General features: G+C 69.8%; 28 protein-coding genes and 4 tRNA genes. 8 read left to right on the forward strand and 24 right to left on the reverse strand.

Annotated elements, in window-relative coordinates:
- Nucleotides 1-199: 199 nt before the first annotated feature.
- The 8 genes from rplL to IE206_RS17620 form a co-directional block, all read right to left on the reverse strand.
- Entirely contained in the window at nt 200-583 is a 384-nt protein-coding gene (gene rplL, locus IE206_RS17585; protein ID WP_189963090.1) for a 50S ribosomal protein L7/L12, read from the reverse strand.
- A gap of 113 nt (nt 584-696) precedes the next feature.
- Nucleotides 697-1,227, reverse strand: coding sequence for a 50S ribosomal protein L10 (gene rplJ / locus IE206_RS17590; RefSeq protein ID WP_189963091.1), 531 nt, complete (start codon nt 1,225-1,227; stop codon nt 697-699).
- Between the two features lie 288 nt (nt 1,228-1,515).
- Nucleotides 1,516-2,436 carry an SCO4651 family lipoprotein gene (locus tag IE206_RS17595; protein ID WP_189963092.1) on the reverse strand — a complete coding sequence of 307 codons (921 nt, stop codon included), beginning with the start codon at nt 2,434-2,436 and terminating at the stop codon, nt 1,516-1,518.
- A 174-nt stretch (nt 2,437-2,610) separates the two neighbouring features.
- On the reverse strand, nt 2,611-3,333 hold the full coding sequence (rplA, locus tag IE206_RS17600) for a 50S ribosomal protein L1 (RefSeq protein ID WP_189963093.1): 723 nt from the start codon (nt 3,331-3,333) through the stop codon (nt 2,611-2,613).
- An 89-nt stretch (nt 3,334-3,422) separates the two neighbouring features.
- Nucleotides 3,423-3,857: a 50S ribosomal protein L11 gene (gene rplK / locus IE206_RS17605; RefSeq protein ID WP_053731185.1), complete on the reverse strand. Its 435-nt coding sequence runs from the start codon at nt 3,855-3,857 to the stop codon at nt 3,423-3,425.
- A gap of 183 nt (nt 3,858-4,040) precedes the next feature.
- The gene (gene nusG, locus IE206_RS17610; protein ID WP_189963094.1) at nt 4,041-4,991 is read right to left on the reverse strand and encodes a transcription termination/antitermination protein NusG; all 951 of its coding nucleotides are present in this window, start codon (nt 4,989-4,991) and stop codon (nt 4,041-4,043) included.
- A 75-nt stretch (nt 4,992-5,066) separates the two neighbouring features.
- On the reverse strand, nt 5,067-5,363 hold the full coding sequence (secE, locus tag IE206_RS17615) for a preprotein translocase subunit SecE (protein ID WP_053731183.1): 297 nt from the start codon (nt 5,361-5,363) through the stop codon (nt 5,067-5,069).
- 106 nt (nt 5,364-5,469) lie between these two features.
- Nucleotides 5,470-5,542 (reverse strand) — tRNA-Trp (locus tag IE206_RS17620).
- Nucleotides 5,543-5,870: 328 nt separating this feature from the next.
- Between IE206_RS17620 and IE206_RS17625 the strand changes: the two genes are divergently transcribed.
- Complete coding sequence (locus IE206_RS17625) at nt 5,871-7,109, forward strand: pyridoxal phosphate-dependent aminotransferase (protein WP_189963095.1); 1,239 nt, start codon at nt 5,871-5,873, stop codon at nt 7,107-7,109.
- A 127-nt stretch (nt 7,110-7,236) separates the two neighbouring features.
- Nucleotides 7,237-8,256, forward strand: a complete 1,020-nt coding sequence (locus IE206_RS17630; protein ID WP_189963096.1) for an adenosine deaminase — start codon at nt 7,237-7,239, stop codon at nt 8,254-8,256.
- A 249-nt stretch (nt 8,257-8,505) separates the two neighbouring features.
- Here the strand turns inward: IE206_RS17630 and IE206_RS17635 are convergent, their stop codons facing one another.
- Nucleotides 8,506-9,102: a TetR/AcrR family transcriptional regulator gene (locus tag IE206_RS17635; protein WP_189963097.1), complete on the reverse strand. Its 597-nt coding sequence runs from the start codon at nt 9,100-9,102 to the stop codon at nt 8,506-8,508.
- Nucleotides 9,103-9,193: 91 nt separating this feature from the next.
- Between IE206_RS17635 and IE206_RS17640 the strand changes: the two genes are divergently transcribed.
- Nucleotides 9,194-9,826, forward strand: a complete 633-nt coding sequence (locus tag IE206_RS17640; protein WP_189963098.1) for an NAD(P)-dependent oxidoreductase — start codon at nt 9,194-9,196, stop codon at nt 9,824-9,826.
- 55 nt (nt 9,827-9,881) lie between these two features.
- Here the strand turns inward: IE206_RS17640 and IE206_RS17645 are convergent, their stop codons facing one another.
- The 8 genes from IE206_RS17645 to IE206_RS17680 form a co-directional block, all read right to left on the reverse strand.
- Entirely contained in the window at nt 9,882-10,946 is a 1,065-nt protein-coding gene (locus IE206_RS17645; protein WP_189963147.1) for a UDP-N-acetylmuramate dehydrogenase, read from the reverse strand.
- Nucleotides 10,947-11,444: 498 nt separating this feature from the next.
- Nucleotides 11,445-12,908 (reverse strand): DHA2 family efflux MFS transporter permease subunit, encoded by a 1,464-nt coding sequence (locus IE206_RS17650; protein ID WP_189963099.1) that lies wholly within the window; start codon nt 12,906-12,908, stop codon nt 11,445-11,447.
- A 90-nt stretch (nt 12,909-12,998) separates the two neighbouring features.
- Nucleotides 12,999-13,574 (reverse strand): TetR/AcrR family transcriptional regulator, encoded by a 576-nt coding sequence (locus IE206_RS17655; protein WP_189963100.1) that lies wholly within the window; start codon nt 13,572-13,574, stop codon nt 12,999-13,001.
- An 86-nt stretch (nt 13,575-13,660) separates the two neighbouring features.
- The gene (locus IE206_RS17660; protein WP_189963101.1) at nt 13,661-14,095 is read right to left on the reverse strand and encodes a MaoC family dehydratase; all 435 of its coding nucleotides are present in this window, start codon (nt 14,093-14,095) and stop codon (nt 13,661-13,663) included.
- A gap of 1 nt (nt 14,096) precedes the next feature.
- A complete protein-coding gene (locus IE206_RS17665) occupies nt 14,097-14,549 on the reverse strand; it encodes a MaoC family dehydratase N-terminal domain-containing protein (RefSeq protein ID WP_189963102.1) in 453 nt (150 codons plus the stop codon).
- A gap of 133 nt (nt 14,550-14,682) precedes the next feature.
- Entirely contained in the window at nt 14,683-14,847 is a 165-nt protein-coding gene (rpmG, locus tag IE206_RS17670) for a 50S ribosomal protein L33 (RefSeq protein WP_003956487.1), read from the reverse strand.
- Nucleotides 14,848-14,935: 88 nt separating this feature from the next.
- Nucleotides 14,936-15,008: transfer RNA gene (locus IE206_RS17675), tRNA-Met, on the reverse strand.
- A 44-nt stretch (nt 15,009-15,052) separates the two neighbouring features.
- A tRNA-Thr gene (locus IE206_RS17680) sits at nt 15,053-15,125 on the reverse strand.
- Between the two features lie 231 nt (nt 15,126-15,356).
- Here IE206_RS17680 and IE206_RS17685 point away from each other — a divergent pair.
- Together IE206_RS17685 and IE206_RS17690 are read left to right on the forward strand one after the other, a co-directional pair.
- A complete protein-coding gene (locus IE206_RS17685) occupies nt 15,357-16,625 on the forward strand; it encodes an amidohydrolase family protein (RefSeq protein WP_189963103.1) in 1,269 nt (422 codons plus the stop codon).
- A 53-nt stretch (nt 16,626-16,678) separates the two neighbouring features.
- A complete protein-coding gene (locus IE206_RS17690) occupies nt 16,679-17,335 on the forward strand; it encodes an SDR family oxidoreductase (protein WP_189963104.1) in 657 nt (218 codons plus the stop codon).
- Nucleotides 17,336-17,404: 69 nt separating this feature from the next.
- Here the strand turns inward: IE206_RS17690 and IE206_RS17695 are convergent.
- Nucleotides 17,405-17,486, reverse strand: a tRNA-Tyr gene (locus tag IE206_RS17695).
- Nucleotides 17,487-17,713: 227 nt separating this feature from the next.
- On the opposite strand from IE206_RS17695, the gene IE206_RS17700 reads away from it, so the two are divergent.
- The 3 genes from IE206_RS17700 (at nt 17,714) to IE206_RS17710 (ending at nt 19,474) form a co-directional block, all read left to right on the forward strand.
- On the forward strand, nt 17,714-18,202 hold the full coding sequence (locus IE206_RS17700; RefSeq protein ID WP_189963105.1) for a YajQ family cyclic di-GMP-binding protein: 489 nt from the start codon (nt 17,714-17,716) through the stop codon (nt 18,200-18,202).
- Nucleotides 18,203-18,287: 85 nt separating this feature from the next.
- Complete coding sequence (locus IE206_RS17705) at nt 18,288-18,809, forward strand: methylated-DNA--[protein]-cysteine S-methyltransferase (RefSeq protein WP_189963106.1); 522 nt, start codon at nt 18,288-18,290, stop codon at nt 18,807-18,809.
- Nucleotides 18,806-19,474, forward strand: coding sequence for an alpha-ketoglutarate-dependent dioxygenase AlkB family protein (locus IE206_RS17710; protein WP_189963107.1), 669 nt, complete (start codon nt 18,806-18,808; stop codon nt 19,472-19,474). The genes IE206_RS17705 and IE206_RS17710 overlap by 4 nt, the downstream gene beginning before the upstream one ends.
- Before the next feature lie 10 nt (nt 19,475-19,484).
- On the opposite strand, the gene IE206_RS17715 is transcribed toward IE206_RS17710, so the two are convergent.
- From IE206_RS17715 to IE206_RS17740, 6 genes are all read right to left on the reverse strand, one after another.
- Nucleotides 19,485-19,754 (reverse strand): GlsB/YeaQ/YmgE family stress response membrane protein, encoded by a 270-nt coding sequence (locus IE206_RS17715; RefSeq protein WP_189963108.1) that lies wholly within the window; start codon nt 19,752-19,754, stop codon nt 19,485-19,487.
- 146 nt (nt 19,755-19,900) lie between these two features.
- The gene (locus IE206_RS17720; protein ID WP_189963109.1) at nt 19,901-20,293 is read right to left on the reverse strand and encodes a YccF domain-containing protein; all 393 of its coding nucleotides are present in this window, start codon (nt 20,291-20,293) and stop codon (nt 19,901-19,903) included.
- Nucleotides 20,290-21,153, reverse strand: coding sequence for a zinc metalloprotease HtpX (gene htpX / locus IE206_RS17725; RefSeq protein WP_053724090.1), 864 nt, complete (start codon nt 21,151-21,153; stop codon nt 20,290-20,292). The genes IE206_RS17720 and htpX overlap by 4 nt, the downstream gene beginning before the upstream one ends.
- 147 nt (nt 21,154-21,300) lie before the next feature.
- Entirely contained in the window at nt 21,301-21,756 is a 456-nt protein-coding gene (locus IE206_RS17730) for a large conductance mechanosensitive channel protein MscL (protein ID WP_189963110.1), read from the reverse strand.
- A 282-nt stretch (nt 21,757-22,038) separates the two neighbouring features.
- Nucleotides 22,039-23,583, reverse strand: coding sequence for an NADH-quinone oxidoreductase subunit N (locus IE206_RS17735; protein WP_226600108.1), 1,545 nt, complete (start codon nt 23,581-23,583; stop codon nt 22,039-22,041).
- Nucleotides 23,580-25,154: a complex I subunit 4 family protein gene (locus IE206_RS17740; protein WP_189963111.1), complete on the reverse strand. Its 1,575-nt coding sequence runs from the start codon at nt 25,152-25,154 to the stop codon at nt 23,580-23,582. Before IE206_RS17740 ends, IE206_RS17735 begins: the two co-directional genes overlap by 4 nt.
- Between the last annotated feature and the right edge of the window lie 3 nt (nt 25,155-25,157).

The raw sequence follows: 25,157 nt of genomic DNA on the forward strand, positions 1-25,157 counted from the left end.
GAGCCGTGCGGGGCGTACGTCTGCGTCCCTGCCGAGCAGACGGCGAAGATCACCATACTCCCAGACAGGCCCGGTGCAAGGCAGGGTCGCGGGTACGCCGAAGGGCGACCACCCGGATGGGTGATCGCCCTTGGCGGTGTCCAGCGGCGCGCGAGCGCGCCTGCGAGACGGGTGCGGGTCGGCAAAGACCCGCGAGGTGTTACTTGACCGTGACGGAGGCGCCGGCGGCCTTGAGGGACTCGGCAGCCTTCTCCGCGGCCTCCTTGGCGACCTTCTCGAGGACCGGCTTCGGGGTGCCGTCGACGAGGTCCTTGGCCTCCTTCAGACCCAGGGAGGTCAGCTCGCGCACGACCTTGATGACCTGGATCTTCTTCTCGCCGGCACCCTCGAGGATGACGTCGAACTCGTCCTGCTCCTCGACGGCCTCGGCGGCCGGGCCACCGGCGGCGGGGCCGGCAACGGCGACGGCCGCGGCGGCGGTGACGTCGAACTTCTCCTCGAAGGCCTTCACGAACTCGGAGAGCTCGATGAGGGTCATCTCCTCGAACTGGGCGAGCAGGTCTTCCTGGCTGAGCTTCGCCATGATGGGCGATCCTTCCACTAATTCGGCGGGTGCCGGATGTACATGTAGGCGGGCGTACGTTCGGCCCGCTGCGACCGTCGCCCTAGCGGGCGGCGATCAATGCGCGAGCCGAGTTACTCGGCACCGCCCTGCTCGGCGAGCTTGACGCGAAGCGCTTCCGCGGTGCGGACGAACTTCGACGGCAGCGCCTGGAAGAGCGAGGCAGCCTGGGACTGCTTGCCCTTGAACGCGCCGGCCAGCTTGCTGAGCAGAACCTCGCGGGACTCGAGGTCCGCAAGCTTCTTGATCTCATCGGCGGACAGCGCCTTGCCATCAAGGACACCGCCCTTGATGATCAGGTTCGGGTTCTCCTTGGCGAAGTCACGAAGACCCTTCGCCGACTCCACCGGGTCACCGGTGATGAAGGCAACCGCCGTCGGACCATTGAACTGGTCGTCGAGCGAAGTGATCCCGGCCTCGTTGGCCGCAATCTTGGTCAGCGTGTTCTTCACCACGGCGTACTGGGCGTTCTCACCGAGCGAACGACGCAGCGTCTTGAGCTGCGCCACGGTGAGACCCCGGTACTCGGTCAGCACGGCGGCGTTCGAGCTGCGGAACTGGTCCGCGAGCTCGGCTACCGCGGCAGCCTTGTCGGGCCTTGCCATAGAGCGTCGGCCTCCTTCCGGGTGATGAGGACCGCTCAGAAGGGGCTGAACAATACGAAACGCCCCGGCGCAGGCGCACGGGGCGTAGCTCAACCAGCTGCACTCAGAAGAGAAACATCCGGGAACTTTCCACGGTCACCTGCGCGGGTCGTCCGCATTCAGCGGATCCTTCGGCCACCGCCCCTTCGAATGAAGGCACGGCAACGACCAGCGGTCTTTGGCTTCTGGGAGAGCGTACGTTACGGGGTCCGTGTCAAGCAAATCCGCCCATACGGACCCCGGACGGACTCAGGCGGCGTCGCCCTTGTCCAGGCCCTTCATCATCTCGGTGAAGTCGTACGTGTCCCCCGCCGACGGCGCCTGGACCGTGTTCTTGGTGCCGTAGTCCGAGTAGTGCGCGCTCATCGAGATCTTGCCCTGGGGGGTGTCGATGCCGACGTTCATCTGCACCGGGTACCCGGCCTTGTTGATCCAGAGCTCGGTGTCGTAGCCCTTGATCCCCGACGTCTTCATGCCGTCGATGAACTTCTGGCGCTCCTGCGCGGACAGGCCGTCGAGGCCCTGGTTGCCGGCGACCATCTCCTCCAGCGTCAGGGTGCCCTTGTAGTGCTCCGCGGGGGCGCCGTCGATCTGCTCGCTGCCGAGGTGCTTCACGTTCGGCGAGTCCGTCAGGAGGGCGAGCTGCTGGGCGGGGTCCTGGTTCTGCGCGCCGCCCGTCAGCTGCTGGGCCATCGCGTCGCCGCCGGCGTCCTTGGCGAACGCGCCGAGGTCCATCTTCATCCAGCGCTTGCCGTCGTGGCTCCGGGCCGCCTCGGCACCCAGGTCCATGTACATGACGTTGTTCACCATGACCGTACGGACCTTGTCCGGTGCGCCCGGCTTGCCCTTGAGGGCCGCCGCGCTCGTGGTGAAGTCCATCGCCGCCGGGTTCCACGACTGGACACCCGTCATCTCCATGTCACCGGCGCCCGCGCCCGCGGCGGACGGCATCGACATCTTCATGGTGACCTTCGCCGACTTGGCCGCCGACGTCTTCCTGTACGCCGCCTGGAGCGCCATGCGCGCGTCGCCGGCGCTCGACTGCCCTGCCGCCCTCTTCGGCGCGTCCGCGGCCTTCTTGGAGTCCCCGCTCTGGCACGCGGCGGCTCCTGCCACCAGCACCGCGACCGCCGCCAGGGAGATTCCGGCGCGCTTGACGGACCTGCTCATCTTGTCCCCACCCTTGATCAAAACCGACGAAAGCTTTCACAACCGTAACTCGGCGCACTGACAGGACACACAGAAAAAACCGGCCCCCGCACCTCTGACGAGATGCGGGGGCCGGTCTCAGTACGCGGCGTACGTCTCCGTACGCGAACCCGCGACTGCCGGTGATCCGAGGGATCAGACGGCGGCCGGGTCCTCCTCGACGAGGAGGTTGCGGGTGCGGTTCTGGTCCAGGGTGATACCGGGGCCCATCGTGGTGGTGATGGTGGCCTTCTTGATGTACCGGCCCTTGGCGGCGGACGGCTTCAGACGGAGGATCTCCTCCAGAGCCGCACCGTAGTTCTCCACCAGCTTGGTGTCGTCGAAGGACACCTTGCCGATGATGAAGTGCAGGTTCGAGTGCTTGTCGACGCGAAACTCGATCTTGCCGCCCTTGATCTCCTCGACCGCCTTGGCGACGTCGGGGGTGACCGTGCCGGTCTTCGGGTTCGGCATCAGACCACGGGGACCGAGCACGCGGCCGAGGCGGCCGACCTTGCCCATGAGGTCCGGGGTGGCGACGACGGCGTCGAAGTCCAGACGGCCCTTCGAAACCTCGTCGATGAGCTCGTCGGAGCCGACGATGTCGGCGCCCGCGGCAAGCGCGGCCTCGGCACGGTCGCCGGTCGCGAAGACCAGGACCCGGGCGGTCTTACCGGTGCCGTGCGGGAGGTTCACGGTGCCACGGACCATCTGGTCGGCCTTGCGCGGGTCGACACCCAGGCGGAAGGCGACCTCGACGGTGCCGTCGAACTTGGTCGTGGAGGTCTCCTTGGCGAGACGGACCGCCTCGAGCGGCGCGTACAGCTTGTCCGCGTCGATCTTGGCGTCCGCAGCGCGGAGAGTCTTGCTGCGCTTCACTTCAGCTCCTGTGTTGGTTCAGGCATGGAGTCGTGGTGCGGGCCAGCGCTTGGCCCTACCACTGGAGGTCAAACGGGGGTGAGCTGAGATCAGCCCTCGACCGTGATGCCCATGGAACGGGCGGTGCCGGCGATGATCTTCGACGCGGCGTCCAGGTCGTTGGCGTTCAGGTCGGCGAGCTTCGTCGTGGCGATCTCGCGGACCTGGGCCTCGGTGATCTTGGCGACCTTGGTCTTGTGCGGCTCGCCGGAGCCCTTCTCGACACCAGCGGCCTTGAGGATCATCTTCGCGGCCGGCGGAGTCTTGGTGATGAAGGTGAAGGAGCGGTCTTCGTAGACCGTGATCTCCACCGGGATCACCCAGCCACGCTGCGACTCGGTCGCGGCGTTGTAGGCCTTGCAGAACTCCATGATGTTGACGCCGTGCTGGCCGAGCGCGGGGCCGACCGGCGGGGCCGGGTTCGCCGCACCGGCGTTGATCTGGAGCTTGATAAGCCCCGTGACCTTCTTCTTCTTGGGAGGCATTGCTCTCTCCGGGTCCTAGTGAGAGTGAACCGCCTGCATCCGATCAACCGGATGGAGGCATACCGCACAACGATAACGGGTATAGCTGTGCGGCTAAAAACCGAGCAGGTCAGAGGGGCTGCGAGAGCCTCTCTGACCTGCTCGGAAGTGCTGGTTCCAGAAAGCGCCGGGCGACCGGGGCCGCTAGTTCTTCTGGATCTGGTCGAAGCTGAGCTCGACCGGGGTCTCGCGGCCGAAGATCTCGACGAGGCCCTTGACCTTCTTCGAGTCGGCGTTGATCTCGTTGATGGTCGCCTGCAGCGTCGCGAACGGACCGTCGGTGACGGTGACCGAGTCGCCCACCTCGAAGTCCAGGACCTGGACCTCGACCTTGCGCTGCGGAGCCGGCTTGCCCTCGGCCTCGGCGGCCTCACGGGCGGCCTTCTCCTCGGCCTCCGGGGCGAGCATCTTCACGATCTCGTCGAGCGTCAGCGGGTACGGGTCGTAGGCGTTGCCCACGAAGCCGGTGACACCGGGGGTGTTGCGGACGACGCCCCAGGACTCGTTCGTCAGATCCATGCGGACGAGAACGTAACCGGGCAGCTTGTTCTGCCGGACGTTCTTGCGCTCGCCGTTCTTGATCTGGACGATCTCCTCTTCGGGGACCTCGGCCTGGTAGATGAACTCCTCGACGTTCAGCGAGACGGCACGCTGTTCGAGGTTGGCCTTCACACGCTTCTCGTAACCGGCGTACGTGTGGATGACGTACCACTCGCCGGGCAGGAAGCGGAGCTCCTGGCGCAGGGCCTCGACCGGGTCGACGGGGGCGGCGGGCTCCGCCGGCTCCTCGTCCTCGTCCTCGCCGGATTCGGCGGAGACCTCGGCGGGCTCCTCGTCCGACTCGGAGGCGTCGTCCTCGACGGAGGCGTCGGCCTCGTCGGAAGCGTCCTCTTCGGTCACGTCGGAAGCCTCGGCGGCTTCGGCCTCGGGCTCGGCGTCGTCGGACTCGACGTGCAGGGCAGCCTCTTCGGCCGCTTCGCCCGCAGCGGCGTCGGCAGCCTCGGCCTCGTCCTCGTCGGCCGCCTCGATGATCTCGAGCTCGTCCTCGACGGACTCGACCGACTCGATGGCGTCGTTCAGGTTCGGGTCAGACACGGTGGCTGCTTCTTCCTGGCTACAGATTGGGTGGAACATGCGAAAGGGGCGCCGATGAGGGGCGCCCTTCGCGGATCAGCCGAAGACGTACTTGACTACCTGCGAGAAGCCGGAGTCAATCAACGTCACGATGCCAATCATGATGACAACGAACACGATCACCACGGAGGTGTACGTCGTCAGCTGGCTGCGTGTCGGCCAGACAACTTTACGGAGTTCGGCGACGACCTGCCGGTAGAAGAGCGCGAGACGGCCCAGAGGGCCCTTCTTGCCGCGCTTACCGCCCTTGCGGGCCTTCTTCTTCGAATCCTTGGACTCCGCTGCCTCGTCCTGGGCATCAGGCATGTCGATGGAGCCCACGGCGTCCGTCACGCTTCTCACCTGATTCCGGGTCATGGCCGTGCCGCGCCCGGTGGAGCCGCACGGCGGTGCATTGAAGTACGTACATGCGCACACATCCTGGCGAAGGTGTGTGTAGCAGGGCCGGAGGGACTTGAACCCCCAACCGCTGGTTTTGGAGACCAGTGCTCTACCAATTGAGCTACGACCCTTTGTGGTTCCCTCAACCTACCGCATGTGGTGGTGTGGTCGGTGAGGGCCAACAGGCAGTGAGTGTACGTGGTCAGGGGCCCGGCGTCGAACAGCTTGCTCCCGAACGCCTTCCGAATCCGTTCCGGGTCGCCTTCGGATCCCTTCCGGATCGCTTGCCGGATCGTCTCCGACCGCCTCCTCATCACCGCCATCTCCCCACCCACGGCCCCCTCGCACGGCCCCTTCGCACGGCCTCCTCAAGGAGGCCGCTCGGACGCCTGTCCACATGCTGACCGGTCCGTGAAACGCGGGTGCCCCCTTCGTAGGGGGTCTGGGAGCATGGCCCGCATGAGCGCTGCAACTCCCCCGCCTTCCTCCCCCACCGAGCGCCGGGTCTCCGCGCGCATCGGCGCCATCTCCGAGTCCGCGACCCTCGCCGTCGACGCCAAGGCCAAGGCCCTCAAGGCCGCCGGGCGTCCGGTCATCGGTTTCGGCGCGGGCGAGCCCGACTTCCCGACGCCCGACTACATCGTCGAGGCCGCCGTCGAGGCCTGCCGCAACCCGAAGTACCACCGCTACACGCCGGCGGGGGGCCTGCCCGAGCTCAAGGCCGCCATCGCCGCCAAGACGCTGCGCGACTCCGGCTACGAGGTCGACGCCTCCCAGGTCCTGGTGACCAACGGCGGCAAGCAGGCGATCTACGAGGCCTTCGCGGCGATCCTCGACCCGGGTGACGAGGTCATCGTCCCGGCGCCGTACTGGACCACCTACCCCGAGTCGATCCGGCTCGCGGGCGGTGTCCCCGTCGACGTCGTGGCCGACGAGACGACCGGCTACCGGGTGTCGGTGGAGCAGCTGGAGGCGGCCCGTACGGAGCGTACGAAGGTCGTTCTGTTCGTCTCCCCGTCCAACCCCACCGGCGCCGTCTACAGCGAGGCCGACGCCGAGGCGATCGGGCGCTGGGCCGTCGAGCACGGCCTGTGGGTCATGACCGACGAGATCTACGAGCACCTGGTGTACGGCAGCGCCGCCTTCACCTCGCTGCCCGCGATCGTGCCCGAGCTGCGCGACAAGTGCATCGTCGTCAACGGCGTCGCCAAGACCTTCGCGATGACCGGCTGGCGGGTCGGGTGGATCATCGGCCCGAAGGACGTCGTGAAGGCCGCGACCAACCTCCAGTCGCACGCGACGTCCAATGTCAGCAACGTGGCCCAGGTCGCCGCGCTGGCCGCCGTCTCCGGGAACCTCGACGCGGTCGCCACGATGCGCGAGGCCTTCGACAGGCGCCGCATCACCATGGTGCGCATGCTGAGCGAGATCCCCGGTGTGGTCTGCCCCACCCCCGAGGGCGCGTTCTACGCCTACCCCTCGGTCAAGGGCGTGCTCGGCAAGGAGATCCGCGGCAAGCGGCCGCAGACCTCGGCCGAGCTCGCCGCGCTGATCCTGGACGAGACCGAGGTCGCGGTCGTCCCCGGCGAGGCCTTCGGCACGCCGGGCTACCTGCGGCTCTCCTACGCGCTGGGCGACGAGGACCTCGTCGAGGGCGTCGCCCGCATCCAGAAGCTGCTGGCCGAGGCTCGGGACTAGGTTCCGGTTCTGGTCGTCCGCGTGCGTTGCGGGAGCGGGCCCCTCGGGGCCCGTTTCTGCGTTCGGACCCCGTCCCGATCGGGGAAAGGGGCTGTCGGACGGCCGTGGGGTGCGGCAAGATCCCTGGATGGAGCACGTTCGCGACGTACGAGACCTGCCGAAGGCCCATCTGCATCTGCACTTCACCGGGTCCATGCGGCCCTCTACCCTGCTCGAACTCGCCGACAAGTACGGCGTACGGCTGCCCGAGGCGCTGACCGGCGCCGAGCCGCCGAAGCTGCGGGCCACCGACGAGCGCGGCTGGTTCCGCTTCCAGCGCCTCTACGACGCGGCGCGGTCGTGTCTGCGCGCCCCCGAGGACATCCAGCGCCTGGTGCGCGAGGCCGCCGAGGAGGACGTCCGGGACGGTTCCGGGTGGCTGGAGATCCAGGTCGACCCGACCTCGTACGCGCCGCTCCTGGGCGGCCTCATCCCGGCCCTGGAGATCATCCTGGACGCGGTCGACTCCGCGTCCCGCGAGACCGGGCTCGGCATGCGCGTCGTGGTCGCGGCGAACCGGATGAAGCACCCCCTCGACGCGCGCACCCTGGCCCGGCTCGCGGTCCGCTACGCCGATCGCGGCGTGGTCGGTTTCGGCCTGTCGAACGACGAACGCCGGGGCATGGCAAGGGACTTCGACCGCGCCTTCGCGATCGCCCGCGAGGGCGGCCTGCTCGCGGCCCCGCACGGCGGCGAGCTCTCCGGCCCGGCCTCCGTACGCGACTGCCTCGACGATCTGCACGCGCGGCGGGTCGGCCACGGGGTGCGGGCGGCCGAGGACCCCCGGCTCCTGCGCCGCCTGGCCGACAAGGGCGTCACCTGCGAGGTCTGCCCGGCGTCCAACGTCGCTCTCGGCGTCTACGAGAAGCCCGAGGACGTGCCGCTGCGGGTCCTGTACGAGGCGGGCGTCCCGCTGGCCCTGGGCGCGGACGACCCCCTCCTCTTCGGCTCCCGCCTGGCCGCCCAGTACGAAATCGCCCGCCACCACCATGCGTTCACGGACGAGGAACTGGCCGACCTGGCCCGCCAGTCGATCCGGGCCTCGGCGGCCCCGCAGGACGTCCAGAGCAAGCTGCTGGCGGGGGTGGAGGGGTGGTTGGCGGGCTGATGCGGCTGAGCCTGCGGGCGGGCCTGGGACGCGGGTTCGTGCTGGTGCGGCACACCCCCTAGGGGCCGCGGGTTCGTGCTGGCAGCACACCCCCTAGGGGGCGCGGGCTCGTGCTGGCGCACCACAACGCCCCAAGGGGCGCGGGGCTGTGACATGGTGCGGCTCCGCCGCGTGGGCGCGCCCACGCACGGACGGGCCGCGGCCGACGAACAGCACGCGGGAGCATCGCGCCACGCCCCTGCCAAGGAGCTACCCGATACCCCGCAGCAGCGCCCGGGCCACCCCCCGCGCGAACTCCTCCCGCGTCTGGGGCGGCTCCCCGGAAGGCGTCATGTCGTACGCGAACGCCCGCTGCGCACACGCCCCGAGCAGCAGCGACGCAGCCGCATACGTATCGGCGTCCTCACGGATCCGGCCGGCCGAACGCTCCGCCCGGAGGTACCCGTCCACCCACTCGATCGGCTTGTGGGGCCCGGCACCGAGCTCCCGCAGCGCCTCGTCATGGCGCCGCTTCAGCTGCGGATCCGCGTACAGCGACGCCGCGATCGGAAAGCTCTCCGCGTAGAACAGCGCGGCCTGGCGGGCGATCTCCGTCAGGTTCGACTCCACCGACCGCTCCCCCGGCTCCGCCGCGAGCCCCTCCACCAGCGGGCCGAGCTTGGGCAGCCGCTCCTTCAGGACCGTCACGAACAGGTCCTCCTTGCTCGCGAAGTGCTTGTAGAGCGCCGCTTCCGAGCACCCCGCCGCCTTCGCGATCTCCTTCGTCGTGGCACGGGCGAGGCCGATGGTGAGCATGAGCTCGTGCGCGGCATCGAGGATGCGGACGCGGGTCGGCGGCGACTGCATATGTGCTCCAGGCTCGGGGCTTGACGGGTGGGTGAGTACTTACCCACTCTAGTGGTGAGTGAATACTTACCCACCCTAGGAGGGTGACGCCATGAGGCTCACGGTTTTCGGTGCCACAGGGGGCATCGGCCAGGAAATCGTCAAGCAGGCGCTGGCTGCGGGGCACGAGGTCACGGCGGTGGTGCGCGATCCGGCCGGGTTCGCTGTGACCGGCACAGGCCTTCAGGTCGTCAAGGCCGACCTCACCGACCCCGAGTCGCTGCGCGGAGCCGTGGCCGGGCGGCACGCCGTCCTGTCCGGGCTCGGCGCCCGCAAACGCTCCGACGCCGGGATCACGACCCAGCTCACGCGGTCGGTCCTGGCCGCGATGGAGGCCGAGGGCACTCGGCGGCTGGTCGTCGTGAGCGCGGCCCCGGTCGGGCCGGAGGCCCCCGGCGACGGGCTCCTCGACCGCGGCATGCGGTCCATGATCAGCGCGATCCTGAAGGAGGTGTACGCCGATCTCCGCGCCATGGAGGCCGAGTTGGCGGCCAGCGCCACCGACTGGACGTCCGTACGCCCGCCCAAACTCACCGACAAGCCGCTCACCGGGACCTACCGCCGGGTCGTCGGCGGCAACCCCAAGGCGGGCCGCACCATCGCCCGCGCCGACGTGGCCCACGCGATGCTGGCCTGCGTGGACGACCCGGCGACGGTGAAACAGGGGGTGGGGGTGGCGTACTGAGGGGGTGCCGAGCCGAGCGACACGGGGCGCTCCGGCTCTGCAGCCTCTGAACGTTTCAGACCTCTACGCCGACCGCCACCGGCTCGTTCACCAGGGTCACGCCGAAGGCCAGCTCCACCCCGGCTACCACCTCGCGGGCCAGAGCCAGCAGGTCCTCGGTCGTGGCGCCGCCGCGGTTCGTCAGCGCGAGGGTGTGCTTCGTGGAGATGCGGGCGGGGCCGGTCCCGTACCCCTTGGTGAAGCCGGCCTTGTCGATCAGCCAGGCGGCGGAGGTCTTGGTGCGGTCGGCGCCGACGGGCCAGGCGGGGGGCGTCACGTCCGCGCCGAGGCGCTCCTGGGCGCGGGCGACGAACGCCGCGTACGCCTCGTTGGGGAGGATCGGGTTGGTGAAGAACGAGCCCGCCGACCAGGTGTCGTGGTCTTCCGGGTCGAGCACCATGCCCTTGCCTGCGCGCAGCTTCAGCACGGTCTCGCGGGCGGTGGCGGCGGGGACCCGGTCGCCGGGCTCGACGCCGAGGGTCCGGGCGGTCTCGGCGTACTTGACCGGCGCCGAGAGCCCCCCGGCGTCCTCCAGCTCGAAGACGACGCGGAGTACGACGTAGCGGTCGGGGTGCTGCTTGAAGCGGCTGTTGCGGTACGAGAAGTCGCACTCGGCGTTGGGGATGGTGACGGTGGTGCGGTCGAGGCGGTCGTAGGCGACGACGTGCGTGATGGTGCTGGACACTTCCTGGCCGTACGCCCCGACGTTCTGGATCGGGGTCGCGCCGGCCGAGCCGGGGATGCCGGCGAGGCACTCGATCCCGGCTAGCCCGGCCTCGACGCTCCTGGCGACGGCGTCGCTCCACACCTCACCGGCGGCGAGTTCGAGGCGGGTGCCGTCGAGCTCGAAGCCGCGGGTGGCGATGCGCAGGGCGGTCCCGGCGAAGCCCTTGTCCCCGATGAGCAGGTTGCTGCCGCCGCCGATGACGAGCAGCGGGGTGCCGCTGTCGTCGGCCTCGCGTACGGCGTCGACGACCTCGGCGTCGGTGACGGCGGTAACCAGCCGGTCCGCCGGGCCGCCGAGGCGGAGGGTGGTCAGGGGGGCGAGGGGGGCGTCGTGAAGTTCCTGCACGGGGTCCAGCGTACGGGGGCGGCCCGGCGGGGCTGCGCCGCCCTGCGGTCGGGAGTGGGGTGCGGGCCCGTGGGGCTGCGCCGCCCTGGGGTCGGGAGTGGGGTGGCGGCCTGTGGGGGCGGCGCCGCCCTTCGGTCGGCCGTGCGGGCAGATGTCGTGGGCCGGGGCTGCGGCATCGCCGGTACGGAGCGCACTGCCGGGGGGTGGGGGCGTGAACGCGGCGGGGTACCTCCTCATACGTCGCGCAGTTCCGCCCACCGAAAATCCCCCCAGAACCAGCGCTCCTCCTTGCGGCGGCACCCCACCACGTCCCCACCCGGCCGGACACGCGCCAGTCCGTGATGCCTCGGTCACCGTTCAGACAAACCCCTGCCCATACGAAGCATCCCGCCCGTGCCCCACCAAGAAGAGGCGAGCATCCACCCCCGGAGGCGGGCCAAGAGCCCCTCACCCCAGGCGAGCGGGTGAGAGAACGCCCCCGACCCGCCCAGCGCCGTACGGCGAACGTCAGCCCACCAACTCCCGCACCCCCTCAGAGGACTCCGGCGCCGCCCCGGCCCGGGGCAGGGCCGCGCGCCCGGGGAGCAGCAGCGCCGACACCGCCGCAACCGCGACCACCCCCGCCCCCACCCAGAGCGCCGGGCCAAGGCCGTCCACGAAGGCTTGCGCCGACCCGTACCCGCCCTGCGCGGAGAACACCGACGCCAGCACCGCGATGCCGAGCGCACCCCCGACCTCCCGCAGCGCGTTGTTCGCGCCGGAGGCGATGCCCTGCTCGGAGGGCCGCACGCTGGACATCACCAGATTCGCGGCCGGCGCGAAGTACAGCCCCATCCCGATGCCGCTGATGATCAGCGCCGGCAGCTGCGCCCCGTACGACACGTCCGGCGAGATGATCGCGGCGAACCAGGCGAGCCCCAGCGCCTGGAGCGCGAGACCGGTGGCCACGACGGGCCGCCCGCCGATCCGGTCGGAGAGGAAACCGGCTATCGGCGCGGCGATCATCGGCATGCCGGTCCAGGGCAGCATCCGCAGCCCCGCCTCGGTCGGCGAATAGCCGATGACGTTCTGCAGGAACTGGCTGAGCAGGAAGATCGAGCCGAACATCCCGACGAACATCAGCAGGCTCGCCGCGTTGATCGCGGAGAACGCCCGGCTGCGGAACAGCCGCATCGGCAGCATCGGGTTCGCACTGCGCATGCCGTGGACCACGAACCCCGCAAGCAGCGCCGAGCCCGCGATCAGGCCGGTCAGTACGGTCGCACTGGTCCACCCGTCGGGGTTGCCGCGGATCAGCGCGTACACGATCCCGAAGAGCCCGCCGCTGGCCAGGACCGTGCCCACGATGTCGAGCCGGGCGCCCGTGCCGTACGACTCGTTCAGGCGCAGCCGGGCCAGGGGAAGGGTGAGCAGGCCGAGCGGAACGTTCAGCCAGAAGATCCACTGCCAGGACACATGCTCGGTCAGGCTGCCGCCGATCAGCGGCCCCGATGCCACCGCGAGGCCGTTCACCGCGCCCCAGATCCCGTACATCAGGCCGCGCTTGGCGGCGGGCACGGCCGCGGTCAGCAGCGTGAGGGTCAGCGGCATCATGATCGCGGCGCCGACTCCCTGTATCGCGCGGGCCGCGATCAGCCCGTTGATCCCGGGGGCCAGCGCCGCCCCCGCCGAGGCGCCGGTGAAGATCGTCAGCCCGGTGATGAAGAGCTTTCGGCGGCCGAACCGGTCACCCAGCGCCGCCCCGAACATCAGCAGCACCGCGAAGGTGAGGGTGTACGCGCTCACCGTCCATTCGAGGTCGTCCAGCGCTCCCCCGAGGTCCTCGCGGATCGACGGCAGCGCGGTGGTGACGACGAGGTTGTCCAGCGCCGCCATGAACCCGGCAACACTGGTGATCACCAGTGCCCACCCCGCACCCCCACGCCGCCCCGCGCCGTCTCGTGGCCTACTTTCCGGCTTCTTCTCCGACATCGCTCCCCCTTGATGGGTTAGTTATTAATTACTAACTTCGATGGGCATGAGAGGGTGCGGACCTGCCTACCCGCCCCCACCTCGGTCCAGCTACGCGACTCCGCCGCCCACCCGCTTCGGCTGCGACGATTCGTAGAAGCCCTGCCAGACCCGGTCCTCGGGCGGAAACCCCAGCGCCACCAGGGTGTTGATGAGCATCCCGTACGCCAGGAACGTCGTCGTCTCGCCCTGGTCCGCGCCCAGCGCCAGGTGCACCGTGTCGTACAGCTCCGTCCATCCGGCCCGAACCGCCTTGCCGAACTCGTGGTCGCCGGCCGCCTCCGCGGCGGCCGCGGCCACATACGTCTGCATCTGCAGGAGCAGCTTGTCGCGGTCCTCGGCGATGAGCGTCTGGTACGCCGCACCCATCGCGTGCAGCGCCGCCTCGCCTTCGAGCCCTTCGGCCGCCTCCCGGAAAACCTCGACGGTCTCCTTGATGCAGCGGTCGGACGCCGCCAGGAAGATGGCCTGCTTGTTCGGGAACAGGCGGAAGAGGTACGGCTGCGAGACACCCACCCGCTTGGCGATCACCTCGGTGGACGTGCCGTGATACCCACCACGGGCGAACTCCACCATCGCCGCACGGATGACGCTCTCGCGCCTCTCTTCTGCGCTCATCCTGACCATGCAAGTAAGTTAGTGGTTGATTACTAACATCGTCAAGGGCGGCGAGTCGGGGGACTCCAGGAGGCCCCGGAGTCCCGCCGACCGCGTCACGCCAGTCGTACGACCGCTCGCGACATTCCGAGCACCTTCTGGCCCGCGCTCGTCGCCGTGAGGTCCACCCGTACCGTGCGCGCCTCGTCGTCCAGCTTCGCCGCCACCTTGGCGCTGACCTCGATCAGCGCTCCGGTCTCGTCGTTCGGGACGACCACCGGCTTGGTGAAGCGGACGCCGTACTCGGCCACCGCGCCCGGGTCGCCGACCCAGTCCGTGACCACGCGCACCGCCTCGGCCATCGTGAACATGCCGTGCGCGATGACGTCGGGCAGCCCGACCTCCTTCGCGAACTTCTCGTTCCAGTGGATCGGGTTGAAGTCCCCGGAGGCACCCGCGTACTGGACGAGCGTGGCGCGACTCACAGGGAAGGAGGCGGACGGCAGCTCGGTGCCGGGCTCCACGTCCTCGTAACGGATCTTCGCGGTCATGTCAGGCCCCCTCGGCCGCTCGGGACACCAGCTTGGTCCACGCGGTCACGACGTGTTCGCCGGCCTCGTCGTGGACCTCGCCCCGGATGTCCAGGATGTCGTTGCCCGCGAGGGACTTGATCGCCTCGATGGTGGACGTCACGGTCAGGCGGTCGCCCGCGCGCACCGGGCGGCTGTAGGCGAACTTCTGGTCGCCGTGCACCACCCGGCTGTAGTCCAGGCCCAGCTGCGGGTCCTCGATGACCTGGCCCGCCGCCTTGAATGTGATGGCGAACACAAAGGTCGGCGGCGCGATCACATCGGTGTGGCCGAGCGACTTGGCCGCCTCCGGGTCGGTGTAGGCGGGGTTCGCGTCCCCGACCGCCACAGCGAACTCGCGGATCTTCTCGCGGCCGACCTCGTACGGGGCGGTGGGCGGATAGGTCCGCCCCACGAAAGACTGGTCGAGCGCCATCTGCTGGCTACCTCCTGCGAATGAGGGTTCGGATCCCTGTGGGTACGGAAAATCTAGTCGTACGCCAACGCCGAGAGGCCGCTCCCCCTGCGGGGAACGGCCTCTCGAACGAGCCTGAATGCCAGACCCGTGATTAACGGGTCTCGCGGTGCGCAGTGTGCGAGTTGCAGCGCGGGCAGTGCTTCTTCATCTCAAGACGGTCCGGGTTGTTACGCCGGTTCTTCTTGGTGATGTAGTTCCGCTCCTTGCACTCCACGCAGGCCAGCGTGATCTTCGGGCGGACGTCGGTGGCAGCCACGTGAGTGCTCCTTGACGGACGGATTGACGGATGAACGCATGAAAGAGTAGCCGATCGAAGGACCGACCCCACAATCGGCTACTGTATGTAGCGGTGACCGGACTTGAACCGGTGACACAGCGATTATGAGCCGCTTGCTCTACCGACTGAGCTACACCGCTTTGACACGGAGTCCCTCACCCGAAGGTGAGGGCTTCCGCACCAGAGCCCCAATACGGAATCGAACCGTAGACCTTCTCCTTACCATGGAGACGCTCTACCGACTGAGCTATTGGGGCGAGCGATGAAGACATTACACGCTCCCTCGCCGATCGCCCAAATCCGTTTCGTGCCGCCCAGCGGACGACCTCCCGGGCCCCCGCCCCACCGGTCTCGTAGGCCACTCAGGGCCACACCGGTACGACTATTGCGCTCCTCCTCGATGCGCGGGTTGGCCGCCCCTAGGCTCGCCTCACGCTGCGTGATCATGCCTGCCCGAGCCTGATCACCCGAGCCCGATCAGGAGCGCGATGTCCGACAGCCACCAGCAGCCGGCCCACTCCCCCGGCACCGGCGAAGGCCCCGACCCGACCTCCGCCTCCTCCCTGCTGCTGTGCAGCGCCCGGCTCGCCGACGGGCGCACCGTGGACGTGCGGCTCGGCGGCGGCCGCATCGAGGCGGTGGGCACCGCGGGCAGCCTCACCGCGCACGGCGCGCGCGTGGACCTGAACGGCTTCCTGCTGCTGCCCGCCCCCGCCGAGCCGCACGCCCACAGCGACACCGCGCTGACCGCCTTCAGCGCGGAGGGGCCGGTCTCGTACGCCGTCGAGGAGGTCCAGCGCCGGGCCACCGAGGCCGCCCTGCTCCAGCTCGGGCACGGTGCCACGGCGCTGCGTTCGCACGTACGCATCGACGAGGTCAGCGGGCTCGACCCGCTGGAGGCGGTGCTCCAGACCCGGCGCTCCCTGCGCGGCCTCACCGAGCTCGCGGTGGTGGCCGTGCCCCGCCTGCTCACCGGGGTGGCCGGCGCGGACGGACTCGCCATGCTGCGCGACGCGGTGAAGATGGGCGCCTCGGTGGTGGGCGGCTGCCCCGATCTGGACGCCGACCCGGCCGGCTACGCCGAGGCCGTCCTGGAGCTCGCCGCCGAGCACGGCTGCGCGGTCGACCTGCACACCGACGGCACCGACCCGGCGCGCCTGGCCCGCCTCGCGGCCATGTCCGGCGGCCTGCGCCCCGGCGTCGCGATCGGCCCCTGCGGCGGCCTCGCCCGCCTCCCCCGCGACACGGCGGCCCGCGCCGCCGACCAACTCGCCTCCGCCGGAGTCGCGGTGACCTGCCTTCCGCAGGGAGGCTGCGGCATGACGGATCGTCAAGGGGCCGCTCCGGTGCGTCTGTTGAGGGCCGCCGGGGTCCGGCTTGCGGCCGGGAGCGGGGCGTTGCGCGACGTCTCCAACCCGGTCGGCCGGGGCGACCCCCTGGAGGCCGCCTACCTCCTCGCCTCCCAGGCCGGCATGCGCCCCGAGGACGCGTACGCGGCGGTCAGCACGGCCGCCCGCGAGACGATGGGCCTTCCGGAGGTACGCGTCGAGGCGGGCTTCCCCGCCGAACTGCTCGCCGTACGCGGCGAACGCATCGCGGGCGTCCTCTCGCTCGCCTACAGCCGCATCGTCATCCACCGGGGCCGGGTCGTGGCCCGTACCAGCGCGGTGCGCGAGTACTGCGACTCGGCCGCCGCGGTCGCCCTCGGACTCCCCCGTCAGGGCCGCCCGGACCCCAGCCGTGGCGAGACCGGGTGACGAGGTCGCCTCTCCACCAGCGGGCCGCCGCATCTGCGGCTACCGTCGTCAGCATGCGCATTGTCATTGCTGGAGGTCATGGTCAGATCGCGCTGCGGCTCGAACGCCTGCTGGCGGCGCGCGGCGACGAGGTCGCGGGAATCATCCGCAAGCCGGAACAGGCGGACGACCTGCGACAAGCCGGCGCGGAGCCGGTCGTCCTGGACCTGGAGTCGGCTTCGGTGGACGCCGTCGCCGAGGTGCTCCGGGGCGCGGACGCGGTGGTGTTCGCGGCGGGCGCCGGCCCGGGCAGCGACGCCGCCCGCAAGGAGACGGTGGACCGGGCTGCGGCCGTCCTGTTCGCCGACGCGGCCGAACGCGCGGGCGTACGCCGGTACGTCATCGTGTCGTCGATGGGCGCGGACGCGGCCCACCAGGGCGACGGCGTCTTCGACGCCTACTTGCGCGCCAAGGGCGCCGCCGACGACGCCGTACGCTCCCGCACCACCCTGGACTGGACGGTCCTGCGCCCCGGAAGCCTCACCAACGACGCGGGCAAGGGCCAGGTCTCCCTGGCCGCCTCGACGGGCCACGGCACGATCCCCCGGGACGACGTCGCCGCAGTCCTGGCCGAACTCCTGGACACTCCGGCAACAGCGGGCCTGACCCTGGAACTGATCTCGGGCTCGGCCCCGGTGACAGTGGCAGTGAAGGGCGTGGCGGGAAACTGAGCCCGCCCGGCAACGAAGAGACCCCCGTCCCCCTGCGTTTCCGCAGGAGGACGGGGGTCTCACCCAGTGTGGCGGCGCCAGGATTCGAACCTGGGTAGGCAGAGCCGACGGATTTACAGTCCGTTCCCATTGGCCACTCGGGCACACCGCCATGGGATGTCGCCGTCGGTTTCCCGCTTTTCGGCGGTGCTCCGTGGCAACGACGTAAACGATACCCGATGCCCAGGGGTGCTTCGCCACCCCATTGATCAGCGCTCTGCCGGGCAGGGGGTGACTAGGCTTTGGGGCGGTGGTTCGGCAGTGGGGCCGGGTCGCCGCGCGCTCGGCCGCAGGGGTCGTGCGCATCCGACACGCACCCGATCCAAGGAGCCACAGGACATGGCCGACTCCAGTTTCGACATCGTCTCGAAGGTCGAGCGGCAGGAGGTCGACAACGCCCTCAACCAGGCCGCGAAGGAGATCTCGCAGCGCTACGACTTCAAGGGCACGGACGCCTCGATCTCCTGGTCCGGCGAGAAGATCCTGATGCAGGCGAACGGCGAGGAGCGGGTCAAGGCGATCCTCGACATCTTCGAGACCAAGCTGATCAAGCGCGGCATCTCCCTGAAGTCGCTGGACGCGGGCGAGCCGCAGCTGTCCGGCAAGGAGTACAAGATCTCCGCCTCCATCGAGGAGGGCATCTCCCAGGACAACGCCAAGAAGGTCGCCAAGGTCATCCGCGACGAGGGCCCCAAGGGCGTCAAGGCGCAGGTCCAGGGCGACGAGCTGCGGGTCTCCTCGAAGAGCCGCGACGACCTCCAGGCCGTCCAGGCCCTGCTCAAGGGCAAGGACTTCGACTTCGCCATCCAGTTCGTGAACTACCGCTGAACCGGACGTGGTGTCCGATTTCCGCCAGCACACGCTGGGCGGGGGTCGCAGACTCGGTCTCGTACGCAAGGGAAGGAAGAGTGCGATGACTGTCTATGCGACCCTCGACAGCCCCCTGGGCGAGCTGTTGCTCGTGGGGGTGGAGTCGGCTACCGCGCCGGGCGGGACCGCGCTGGTTTCGCTTTCCGTACCGGGGCAGAAGGGCGGCGCCGTCGTCCAGGACGGGTGGCGGCTCGCGCCCGAGGCCTTCGCCGGCATCGCCGCGCAACTGCGCGCGTACTTCGCCGGCGAGCTGACCCGGTTCGACATCGAGTACGCGGCCGACGCGCCCGGCACCGCCTTCCAGCGCAGGGTCTGGGCCCAGCTCGACGCCATCGAGTACGGGACGACCGCCTCGTACGGGGAGATCGCCCGGCGGATTGGGGCCTCCTCCGTGCAGGTGCGGGCGGTCGGCACCGCCATCGGGCGCAATCCGCTGCTCGTGGTGCGGCCCTGCCACCGCGTGATCGGCTCCGACGGCTCCCTCAAGGGGTATGCCGGTGGGCTGGAGCGGAAGGAAGCGCTGCTCGGGCTCGAGGGCGCTCTGAGCCCGACACCGGCGTCATGAGTGAGGGGCTGTTCTCGCTGCCCCGGCCCGCGCGGGCCGAGATCGCGCCCGGCGCCGTTCACGTGCCGGGCTGGCTCTCGCTCGACCGGCAGCGGGAGCTCGTCGCGGCCTGCCGGGCCTGGGCGCGCGGGCCCGTGCCGATCCACCGCACCGTGCTGCCGAACGGTGGTGTCATGTCCGTGCAGACGGTGTGCGTCGGCTGGCACTGGCAGCCCTACCGGTACACCCGTACCGCGGCGGATGTGAACGGGCTCCCCGTGGCCCCGTTCCCCGACTGGCTCGGCGAGTTGGGGCGTTCCGCGATCGCGGCGGCGTACGACGACCCGGGCGCGGCCGAGCGCTACTCCCCCGACACCGCGCTCATCAACTTCTACGACGGCTCCGCCAAGATGGGGCTCCACCAGGACAAGGACGAGGAGTCCGGGGCGCCTGTGGTGTCGCTCAGCATCGGAGACAGGTGCGTCTTCCGGTTCGGCAACAGCGAGAACCGCGGGCGTCCTTACACGGATGTGGCGTTGAGCTCCGGGGACCTGTTCGTCTTCGGCGGGCCGGCCCGGTTCGCGTACCACGGTGTGCCCAAGGTGATGCCTGGGACGGGTGATCCGGCGACCGGCCTGAACAGCGGCCGCCTCAACATCACCCTGCGCGAGACCGGGCTCGTATAGGCCCCGGACGTCAGCGGCTGCGCGAGTTGCCGAACAGGATGCGGTAGATGATCAGCAGGACGAGCGAGCCGCCGATCGCCGCCGCCCAAGTGGCCCCGTCGTAGAAGTGGTTGGTGATCGGGCGGTCCAGCCAGCGGGCCGATATCCAGCCACCGACGAACGCTCCCGCGACACCTATGAGGGTCGTGCCGATCAGGCCGCCCGGGTCGCGGCCGGGAAGCAGGATCTTGGCGATCGCCCCGGCGAGCAGGCCGAGAATGATCCAGCTGACGATGCCCATGCCGGGAACCTGCCTTTCGTACGTACGTGCCGCGCGGGGCATCTGCCGTATTGCGTAACCCCGCAACCATTCGGTTCGTCCGGGAAGACGCCCCGAGCGCGCGCACGGTTGCATGCGCCGTCAGGGTGCGGCGCGGGCCACCCGCCTCAGCGGGCCGCGAACGGCTGGTCCGTGGGGACGATCTCCTTGCCCAGGGGCAGCAACGACACGGGGATCAGCTTGAAGTTGGCGATGCCCAGCGGGATGCCGATGATCGTGACGCACAGCGCTATGCCGGTCAAGATGTGGCCGAGCGCCAGCCACCAGCCGGCCAGGATCAGCCACAGGACGTTCCCGACGCAGGAGGGCGCACCCGCGCCCCTCCGGTCCACGACCGTGTAGCCGAACGGCCAGAGGGCGTAGAGGCCGATCCGGAAGGCCGCTATCCCGAACGGGATGCCGATGATCGTGATGCACAGCAGCAGGCCCGCGAGCATGTAGCCGAGGAACATCCAGAAGCCGCACAGGATCAGCCAGATGACGTTCAGGATTGTCTTCATGAGCGGCGACCTGCCATCTGTTCGAGTCGGGCGATGCGTTCCGCCATCGGCGGGTGGGTCGAGAACAGTTTGGACACTCCCTGACCGGGGCGGAAGGGGTTCGCGATCATCATGTGGCTCGCCGTCTCGATGCGGGGCTCGGGCGGCAGCGGGAGCTGCTTGGTGCCCGCGTCGAGCTTGCGCAGGGCGCTGGCCAGGGCCAGCGGGTCGCCGGTGAGCTGGGCGCCGGACGCGTCCGCCTCGTACTCGCGGGAACGGCTGATCGCGAGCTGGATCACCGAGGCCGCGAGCGGGCCCAGGATCATGATCAGCAGCATGCCCACGATGCCGGGGCCCTCGTCGTCGTTGGAGCGGCCGACCGGGATCAGCCACGCGAAGTTGACCAGGAACATGATCACCGAGGCGAGCGCGCCGGCGACCGACGAGATCAGGATGTCGCGGTTGTAGACGTGGCTCAGCTCATGGCCGATCACGCCCCTCAGCTCCCGCTCGTCGAGGATCTGCAGGATCCCCTCCGTGCAGCACACGGCCGCGTTGCGGGGATTGCGGCCCGTCGCGAAGGCGTTGGGCGCCTGCGTGGGCGAGATGTACAGCCGGGGCATCGGCTGGCGCGCCTGCGTCGAGAGGTCGCGGACCATCCGGTAGAGCGCCGGGGCCTCGAACTCGCTGACCGGGCGGGCCCGCATGGCGCGCAGCGCCAGCTTGTCGCTGTTCCAGTACGCGTAGGCATTCGTGCCAAGGGCCACCAGAAGCGCGATGATCAGCCCTCCGCGGCCGAAGAAGCTGCCGATGACGATGATGAGCGCGGACAGTCCTCCGAGGAGGACAGCTGTCCTCAGCCCGTTGTGCCGGCGGTGCACGGTACGCCCTCCAAGTGGTGCGGCGGGGAGTCCTTCGCTGGTCGTCCTTCCACGTTCCAGTGGACTCTCCCGTACTGGTCAACGCCAGGCGGGGGACGCTGGTTCCCTTGTGGGCGCTGGAGGGCGCGTTAGGCCGTACGGGTCGGGTCAGCGCGGGGCGGGCAGCCCGGCCATCGCCAGAGCCTTCGCGTCGGGCTCGACTTCGCTGGTGCAGTGGGAGCAGCGGGTCGCGATGCCGGGGATCTGCGAGTAGCAGCGGGGGCAGTCGCGCAGGGCGGCCTTGATGTCCACCGGCTTGTCCCGGTCGAGGCGGCCCTGGACCTTCATCATGGGCACGACGACGAGGAAGTAGAGCACCGCGGCGGTGATCACGAAGGCGATGGCCGCGCCGATGAACTTCCCGTAGGGGAAGGTCACGCCCTCCGCGGTGAAGGTCGCGGTGCTGAAGTCGCCGGTCGAGCTGGTGGCCAGGCCGATCAGCGGGGTGATGAACGCGGTGCTGAAGCCCGTGACCACCGCCGTGAAGGCCGATCCGACGGCCAGGCCGACGGCCATCGTCACTATGTTCCCGCGCAGGATGAAGTCCTTGAACCCGCTCAGCACCGCTCTGCTCCCTGTTGTGTCTCGTCTTGGTTCCGCGTCGTCGCACGTGCGTCCGTACTGCGGGTGTGCGCGTACGACAGTGCCTTCTTAGGGCCTTCCGGACCAAACCGTGCCCGGGCTTCGGGCTTGCCAAAACGGAATCGCGGCCGCAATAGGGGCAGGCCGGCGGGAGATCGGTTTCGCATGCCTGTCGCTCGCCCATGGAGCGAGCCGCGCCCCTTATGAGAGGGCGCGGCTCGACAGGCGCTTGTGTTGACGCAGGCGCGTCCTTGAAGCGTGTCCTCAGAAGAGGGTGACCGAGGCGAAGTGCAGGGCCAGTTGGGGGGCGCCGGACAGGACGACGCCGACGAACGCGGTCAGCGCGATGGCGACCGTGAGCGGGGCCGGGACACGGGGTCGTGCGGCCCCGGTGGGCTGCTCGGAAGGCTGCTCGGCGGCCTCGGGCGACCGGAACAGGATCGCGGTCCAGCGCAGGTAGTAGTAGAGGGCGACTACCACGTTGACCGCCATGACGACCGCGAGCCAGCCGAGCCCCGCGTTGACGGCCGCCGAGAAGACGGTGACCTTGGCGAACAGGCCGATGATGCCCGGCGGAAGACCGGCCAGGCACAGCAGGAAGAAGGCCAGCGCAAGGGCGGCCAGGGGGCGCTCGGCGTACAGGCCCCGGTAGTCGGTGAGGCGGTTCAGCGGCTTGCCGCGGGCCACCAGGGCGGCGACCGCGAACGCGCCCAGGTTCACGACGGCGTACATCAGGGCGTACGCCACGGTGGCGCCGACCTGGCTCCCGCTGGAGTACCCGGCGGCCGCGATCGGCACCAGGAGGTAGCCGGCCTGTCCTACCGAGGACCAGGCGAGCAGCCGGACCGCGCCGTGGGCGCGCGTCGCGGACTGGCGCAGGGCGGCCGCGTTGCCGATCGTCATGGTCAGCGCGGCGAGGACGGCGAGCGCGGGGCCCCATACGTCGGCGTACGAGGGGAACGCGACGACGGTCACCAGGATGAGCCCGGAGAAGCCGACCGCCTTGCCGACGACGGAGAGGTAGGCGGCGACGGGCAGCGGCGCGCCCACATAGGTGTCGGGCACCCAGAAGTGGAAGGGCGCCGCGGCCGTCTTGAAGGCGAAGCCGACGAGGGTCAGGACGACGCCGGTCTTCGCGACGGTGTCCAACGGGCCGGGAACCGTGGCCACTTTGGTGGCGATCTCCGTGAGGTGCAGGGTGCCGGTCGCCGCGTACACGAAGCTCACGCCGAGCAGCATCACGGCGGTCGCGGTGACCGACGACAGGAAGAACTTCAGGGCCGCTTCCGAGGACAGGCGGTCGCCGCGCTTGAGGCCGACCAGGGCGAAGGCCGGCAGCGAGGCGACTTCCAGGGCGACGACGAGGGTGGCCAGGTCGCGGGCGGCGGGCAGCAGGGCCGCGCCGGCCGCCGAGGAGAGCAGCAGGAACCAGAACTCGCCCGCCGGGAGCTTCTCCTTGGTGTCGCGTACCGAGAGCAGCGCGGTCAGCAGGGCGCCGCCGAGGACCAGGGCCTGGATGACGAAGGCGAACTGGTCGACGGTGTAGCTGCACGCGTCCGGGTTCGCGGTCAGGCAGAACGTCGAGCGGCTGCCGGTGCGCAGCGGGGCGAGCGAGGCGAGGGCCGCGACCAGGCCCGCGATGGTCATCCAGCCGAGCAGCGGCTTGCGCGACGGCGGCAGGAACAGGTCGGCGAGCAGCACGACCAGGGCGACGGCCGCGGCGATCAGGGGCGGCGCGATCGCGACCCAGTCGACGGACTGGACCAGGCTTGCGGTGCCGGCCGCCGCGGTGGTGACGTCGGGGGTCACGACTTGCCTCCTGCGAGGAGCTTCTGGACGGCCGGGTCGGTGAGGCCGAGGAGGACCGCGGGCCAGAGCCCGGCGAGGACGGTGAGCGCGACGAGCGGGCTCCAGGCGGCGAACTCGTAGCCCTGGATGTCGGCGAGCCGGGGCTCCTCGGCCGGCTTGCCGCCCATGCAGACCCGGCGCACGACGACCAGCAGGTACGCGGCGGTGAGCAGGGTGCCGAAGGCGGCGATCGCCACGAAGGTGAGGTAGGCGGGCCGGCTGAGGCCCGCGGCCGGGTCGAACGCGCCGAACATGGCGAGCATCTCGCCCCAGAATCCGGCGAGTCCGGGCAGTCCGAGGGAGGCGACGGCGGCGAAGGCGAGCAGTCCGCCCAGGCGCGGCGCCCGGCCGTAGAGGGCGGCTCCGGTGGCGCCGGCCAGGGTGTCGAGGTCGGCGGTGCCGTAGCGGTCCTTGAGGGCGCCGACCAGGAAGAACAGCAGGCCCGTGATGAGGCCGTGGGCGATGTTGGCGAAGAGCGCGCCGTTCACGCCGGTGGGGGTCATCGAGGAGATGCCGAGCAGCACGAAGCCCATGTGGCCGACGGAGGAGTACGCGATGAGCCGCTTCAGGTCGCCCTTGTTGCCCTGCTTGGCGAGCGCGAGGCAGGCAAGGGATCCGTAGATGATCCCGGCGACGGCGAAGGCGGCCAGGTAGGGCGCGAAGGTGTGCATGCCGTGCGGCGCGATCGGCAGGACGATGCGGACGAAGCCGTACGTGCCCATCTTGAGGAGCACGCCGGCCAGCAGCACCGAGCCGACGGTCGGGGCGGCGGTGTGGGCGTCCGGCAGCCAGCTGTGCAGCGGGAACATCGGGGTCTTGACCGCGAGCCCGATCCCGATCGCCAGAACGGCGATGACCTGCACGGATGTGGTCAGCCCACGGCCGTTGTCAGTGGCGAGTGCCACCATGTCGAATGTGCCCGACTTGAGCCCGACGAGGAGCAGGCCGAGCAGCATGACGACCGAGCCGAGCAGTGTGTAGAGGATGAACTTCCAGGCGGCGGCCGCCCGTTGGTCTCCGCCCCAGCGGGCGATCAGGAAGTACATCGGGATGAGGACCATCTCGAACGCGAGGAAGAACAGCACGAGATCGAGGACGGCGAACGTGGCGAGGGTGCCGGACTCCAGGACGAGCAGGAGCGCGACGAATGCCTTCGGGGACGGTCCCGCAGGCATCTTGAAATAGGAGTACAGCGCGCAGAGGAAGGTCAGCAGCGCGGTCAGGACCAGGAGGGGGAGTGAGATGCCGTCAATGCCCAGGTGGATGTGGACGTTCAGGGCCGGGATCCACTGGATGTCCGTCGTGGCCTGCATCTTCGACGGGTGGCCGTGGTCGAAGCCGAGCGCGAGGACGATCGCGGCGATGAGGATCACGCCGGTCACGGTCACGCCGTGGCGCAGCACGGCCTGGTCGGGGCTCTTGCCCTTCAGGCCGGGCGGCGCGGGGAGCAGGGCCGCCACGGCGCCGATGAGCGGGGCGACGACGATGAACGCCAGAAGGAACTGCATCACGGACTCGCTGATATCGATCACGGC

The sequence above is a fragment of the Streptomyces violascens genome (assembly GCF_014649955.1).
GTDB lineage: Bacteria > Actinomycetota > Actinomycetes > Streptomycetales > Streptomycetaceae > Streptomyces > Streptomyces violascens.

Coding starts and splice junctions, on each gene's coding strand:
- rplL (WP_189963090.1), bottom strand. CDS start 583: ATGGCGAAGCTCAGCCAGGAAGACCTGCTCGCCCAGTTCGAGGAGATG.
- rplJ (WP_189963091.1), bottom strand. CDS start 1,227: ATGGCAAGGCCCGACAAGGCTGCCGCGGTAGCCGAGCTCGCGGACCAG.
- IE206_RS17595 (WP_189963092.1), bottom strand. CDS start 2,436: ATGAGCAGGTCCGTCAAGCGCGCCGGAATCTCCCTGGCGGCGGTCGCG.
- rplK (WP_053731185.1), bottom strand. CDS start 3,857: ATGCCTCCCAAGAAGAAGAAGGTCACGGGGCTTATCAAGCTCCAGATC.
- IE206_RS17625 (WP_189963095.1), top strand. CDS start 5,871: ATGAGCGCTGCAACTCCCCCGCCTTCCTCCCCCACCGAGCGCCGGGTC.
- IE206_RS17630 (WP_189963096.1), top strand. CDS start 7,237: ATGGAGCACGTTCGCGACGTACGAGACCTGCCGAAGGCCCATCTGCAT.
- IE206_RS17635 (WP_189963097.1), bottom strand. CDS start 9,102: ATGCAGTCGCCGCCGACCCGCGTCCGCATCCTCGATGCCGCGCACGAG.
- IE206_RS17640 (WP_189963098.1), top strand. CDS start 9,194: ATGAGGCTCACGGTTTTCGGTGCCACAGGGGGCATCGGCCAGGAAATC.
- IE206_RS17650 (WP_189963099.1), bottom strand. CDS start 12,908: ATGTCGGAGAAGAAGCCGGAAAGTAGGCCACGAGACGGCGCGGGGCGG.
- IE206_RS17655 (WP_189963100.1), bottom strand. CDS start 13,574: ATGGTCAGGATGAGCGCAGAAGAGAGGCGCGAGAGCGTCATCCGTGCG.
- IE206_RS17660 (WP_189963101.1), bottom strand. CDS start 14,095: ATGACCGCGAAGATCCGTTACGAGGACGTGGAGCCCGGCACCGAGCTG.
- IE206_RS17665 (WP_189963102.1), bottom strand. CDS start 14,549: ATGGCGCTCGACCAGTCTTTCGTGGGGCGGACCTATCCGCCCACCGCC.
- IE206_RS17685 (WP_189963103.1), top strand. CDS start 15,357: ATGTCCGACAGCCACCAGCAGCCGGCCCACTCCCCCGGCACCGGCGAA.
- IE206_RS17690 (WP_189963104.1), top strand. CDS start 16,679: ATGCGCATTGTCATTGCTGGAGGTCATGGTCAGATCGCGCTGCGGCTC.
- IE206_RS17700 (WP_189963105.1), top strand. CDS start 17,714: ATGGCCGACTCCAGTTTCGACATCGTCTCGAAGGTCGAGCGGCAGGAG.
- IE206_RS17705 (WP_189963106.1), top strand. CDS start 18,288: ATGACTGTCTATGCGACCCTCGACAGCCCCCTGGGCGAGCTGTTGCTC.
- IE206_RS17710 (WP_189963107.1), top strand. CDS start 18,806: ATGAGTGAGGGGCTGTTCTCGCTGCCCCGGCCCGCGCGGGCCGAGATC.
- IE206_RS17715 (WP_189963108.1), bottom strand. CDS start 19,754: ATGGGCATCGTCAGCTGGATCATTCTCGGCCTGCTCGCCGGGGCGATC.
- IE206_RS17720 (WP_189963109.1), bottom strand. CDS start 20,293: ATGAAGACAATCCTGAACGTCATCTGGCTGATCCTGTGCGGCTTCTGG.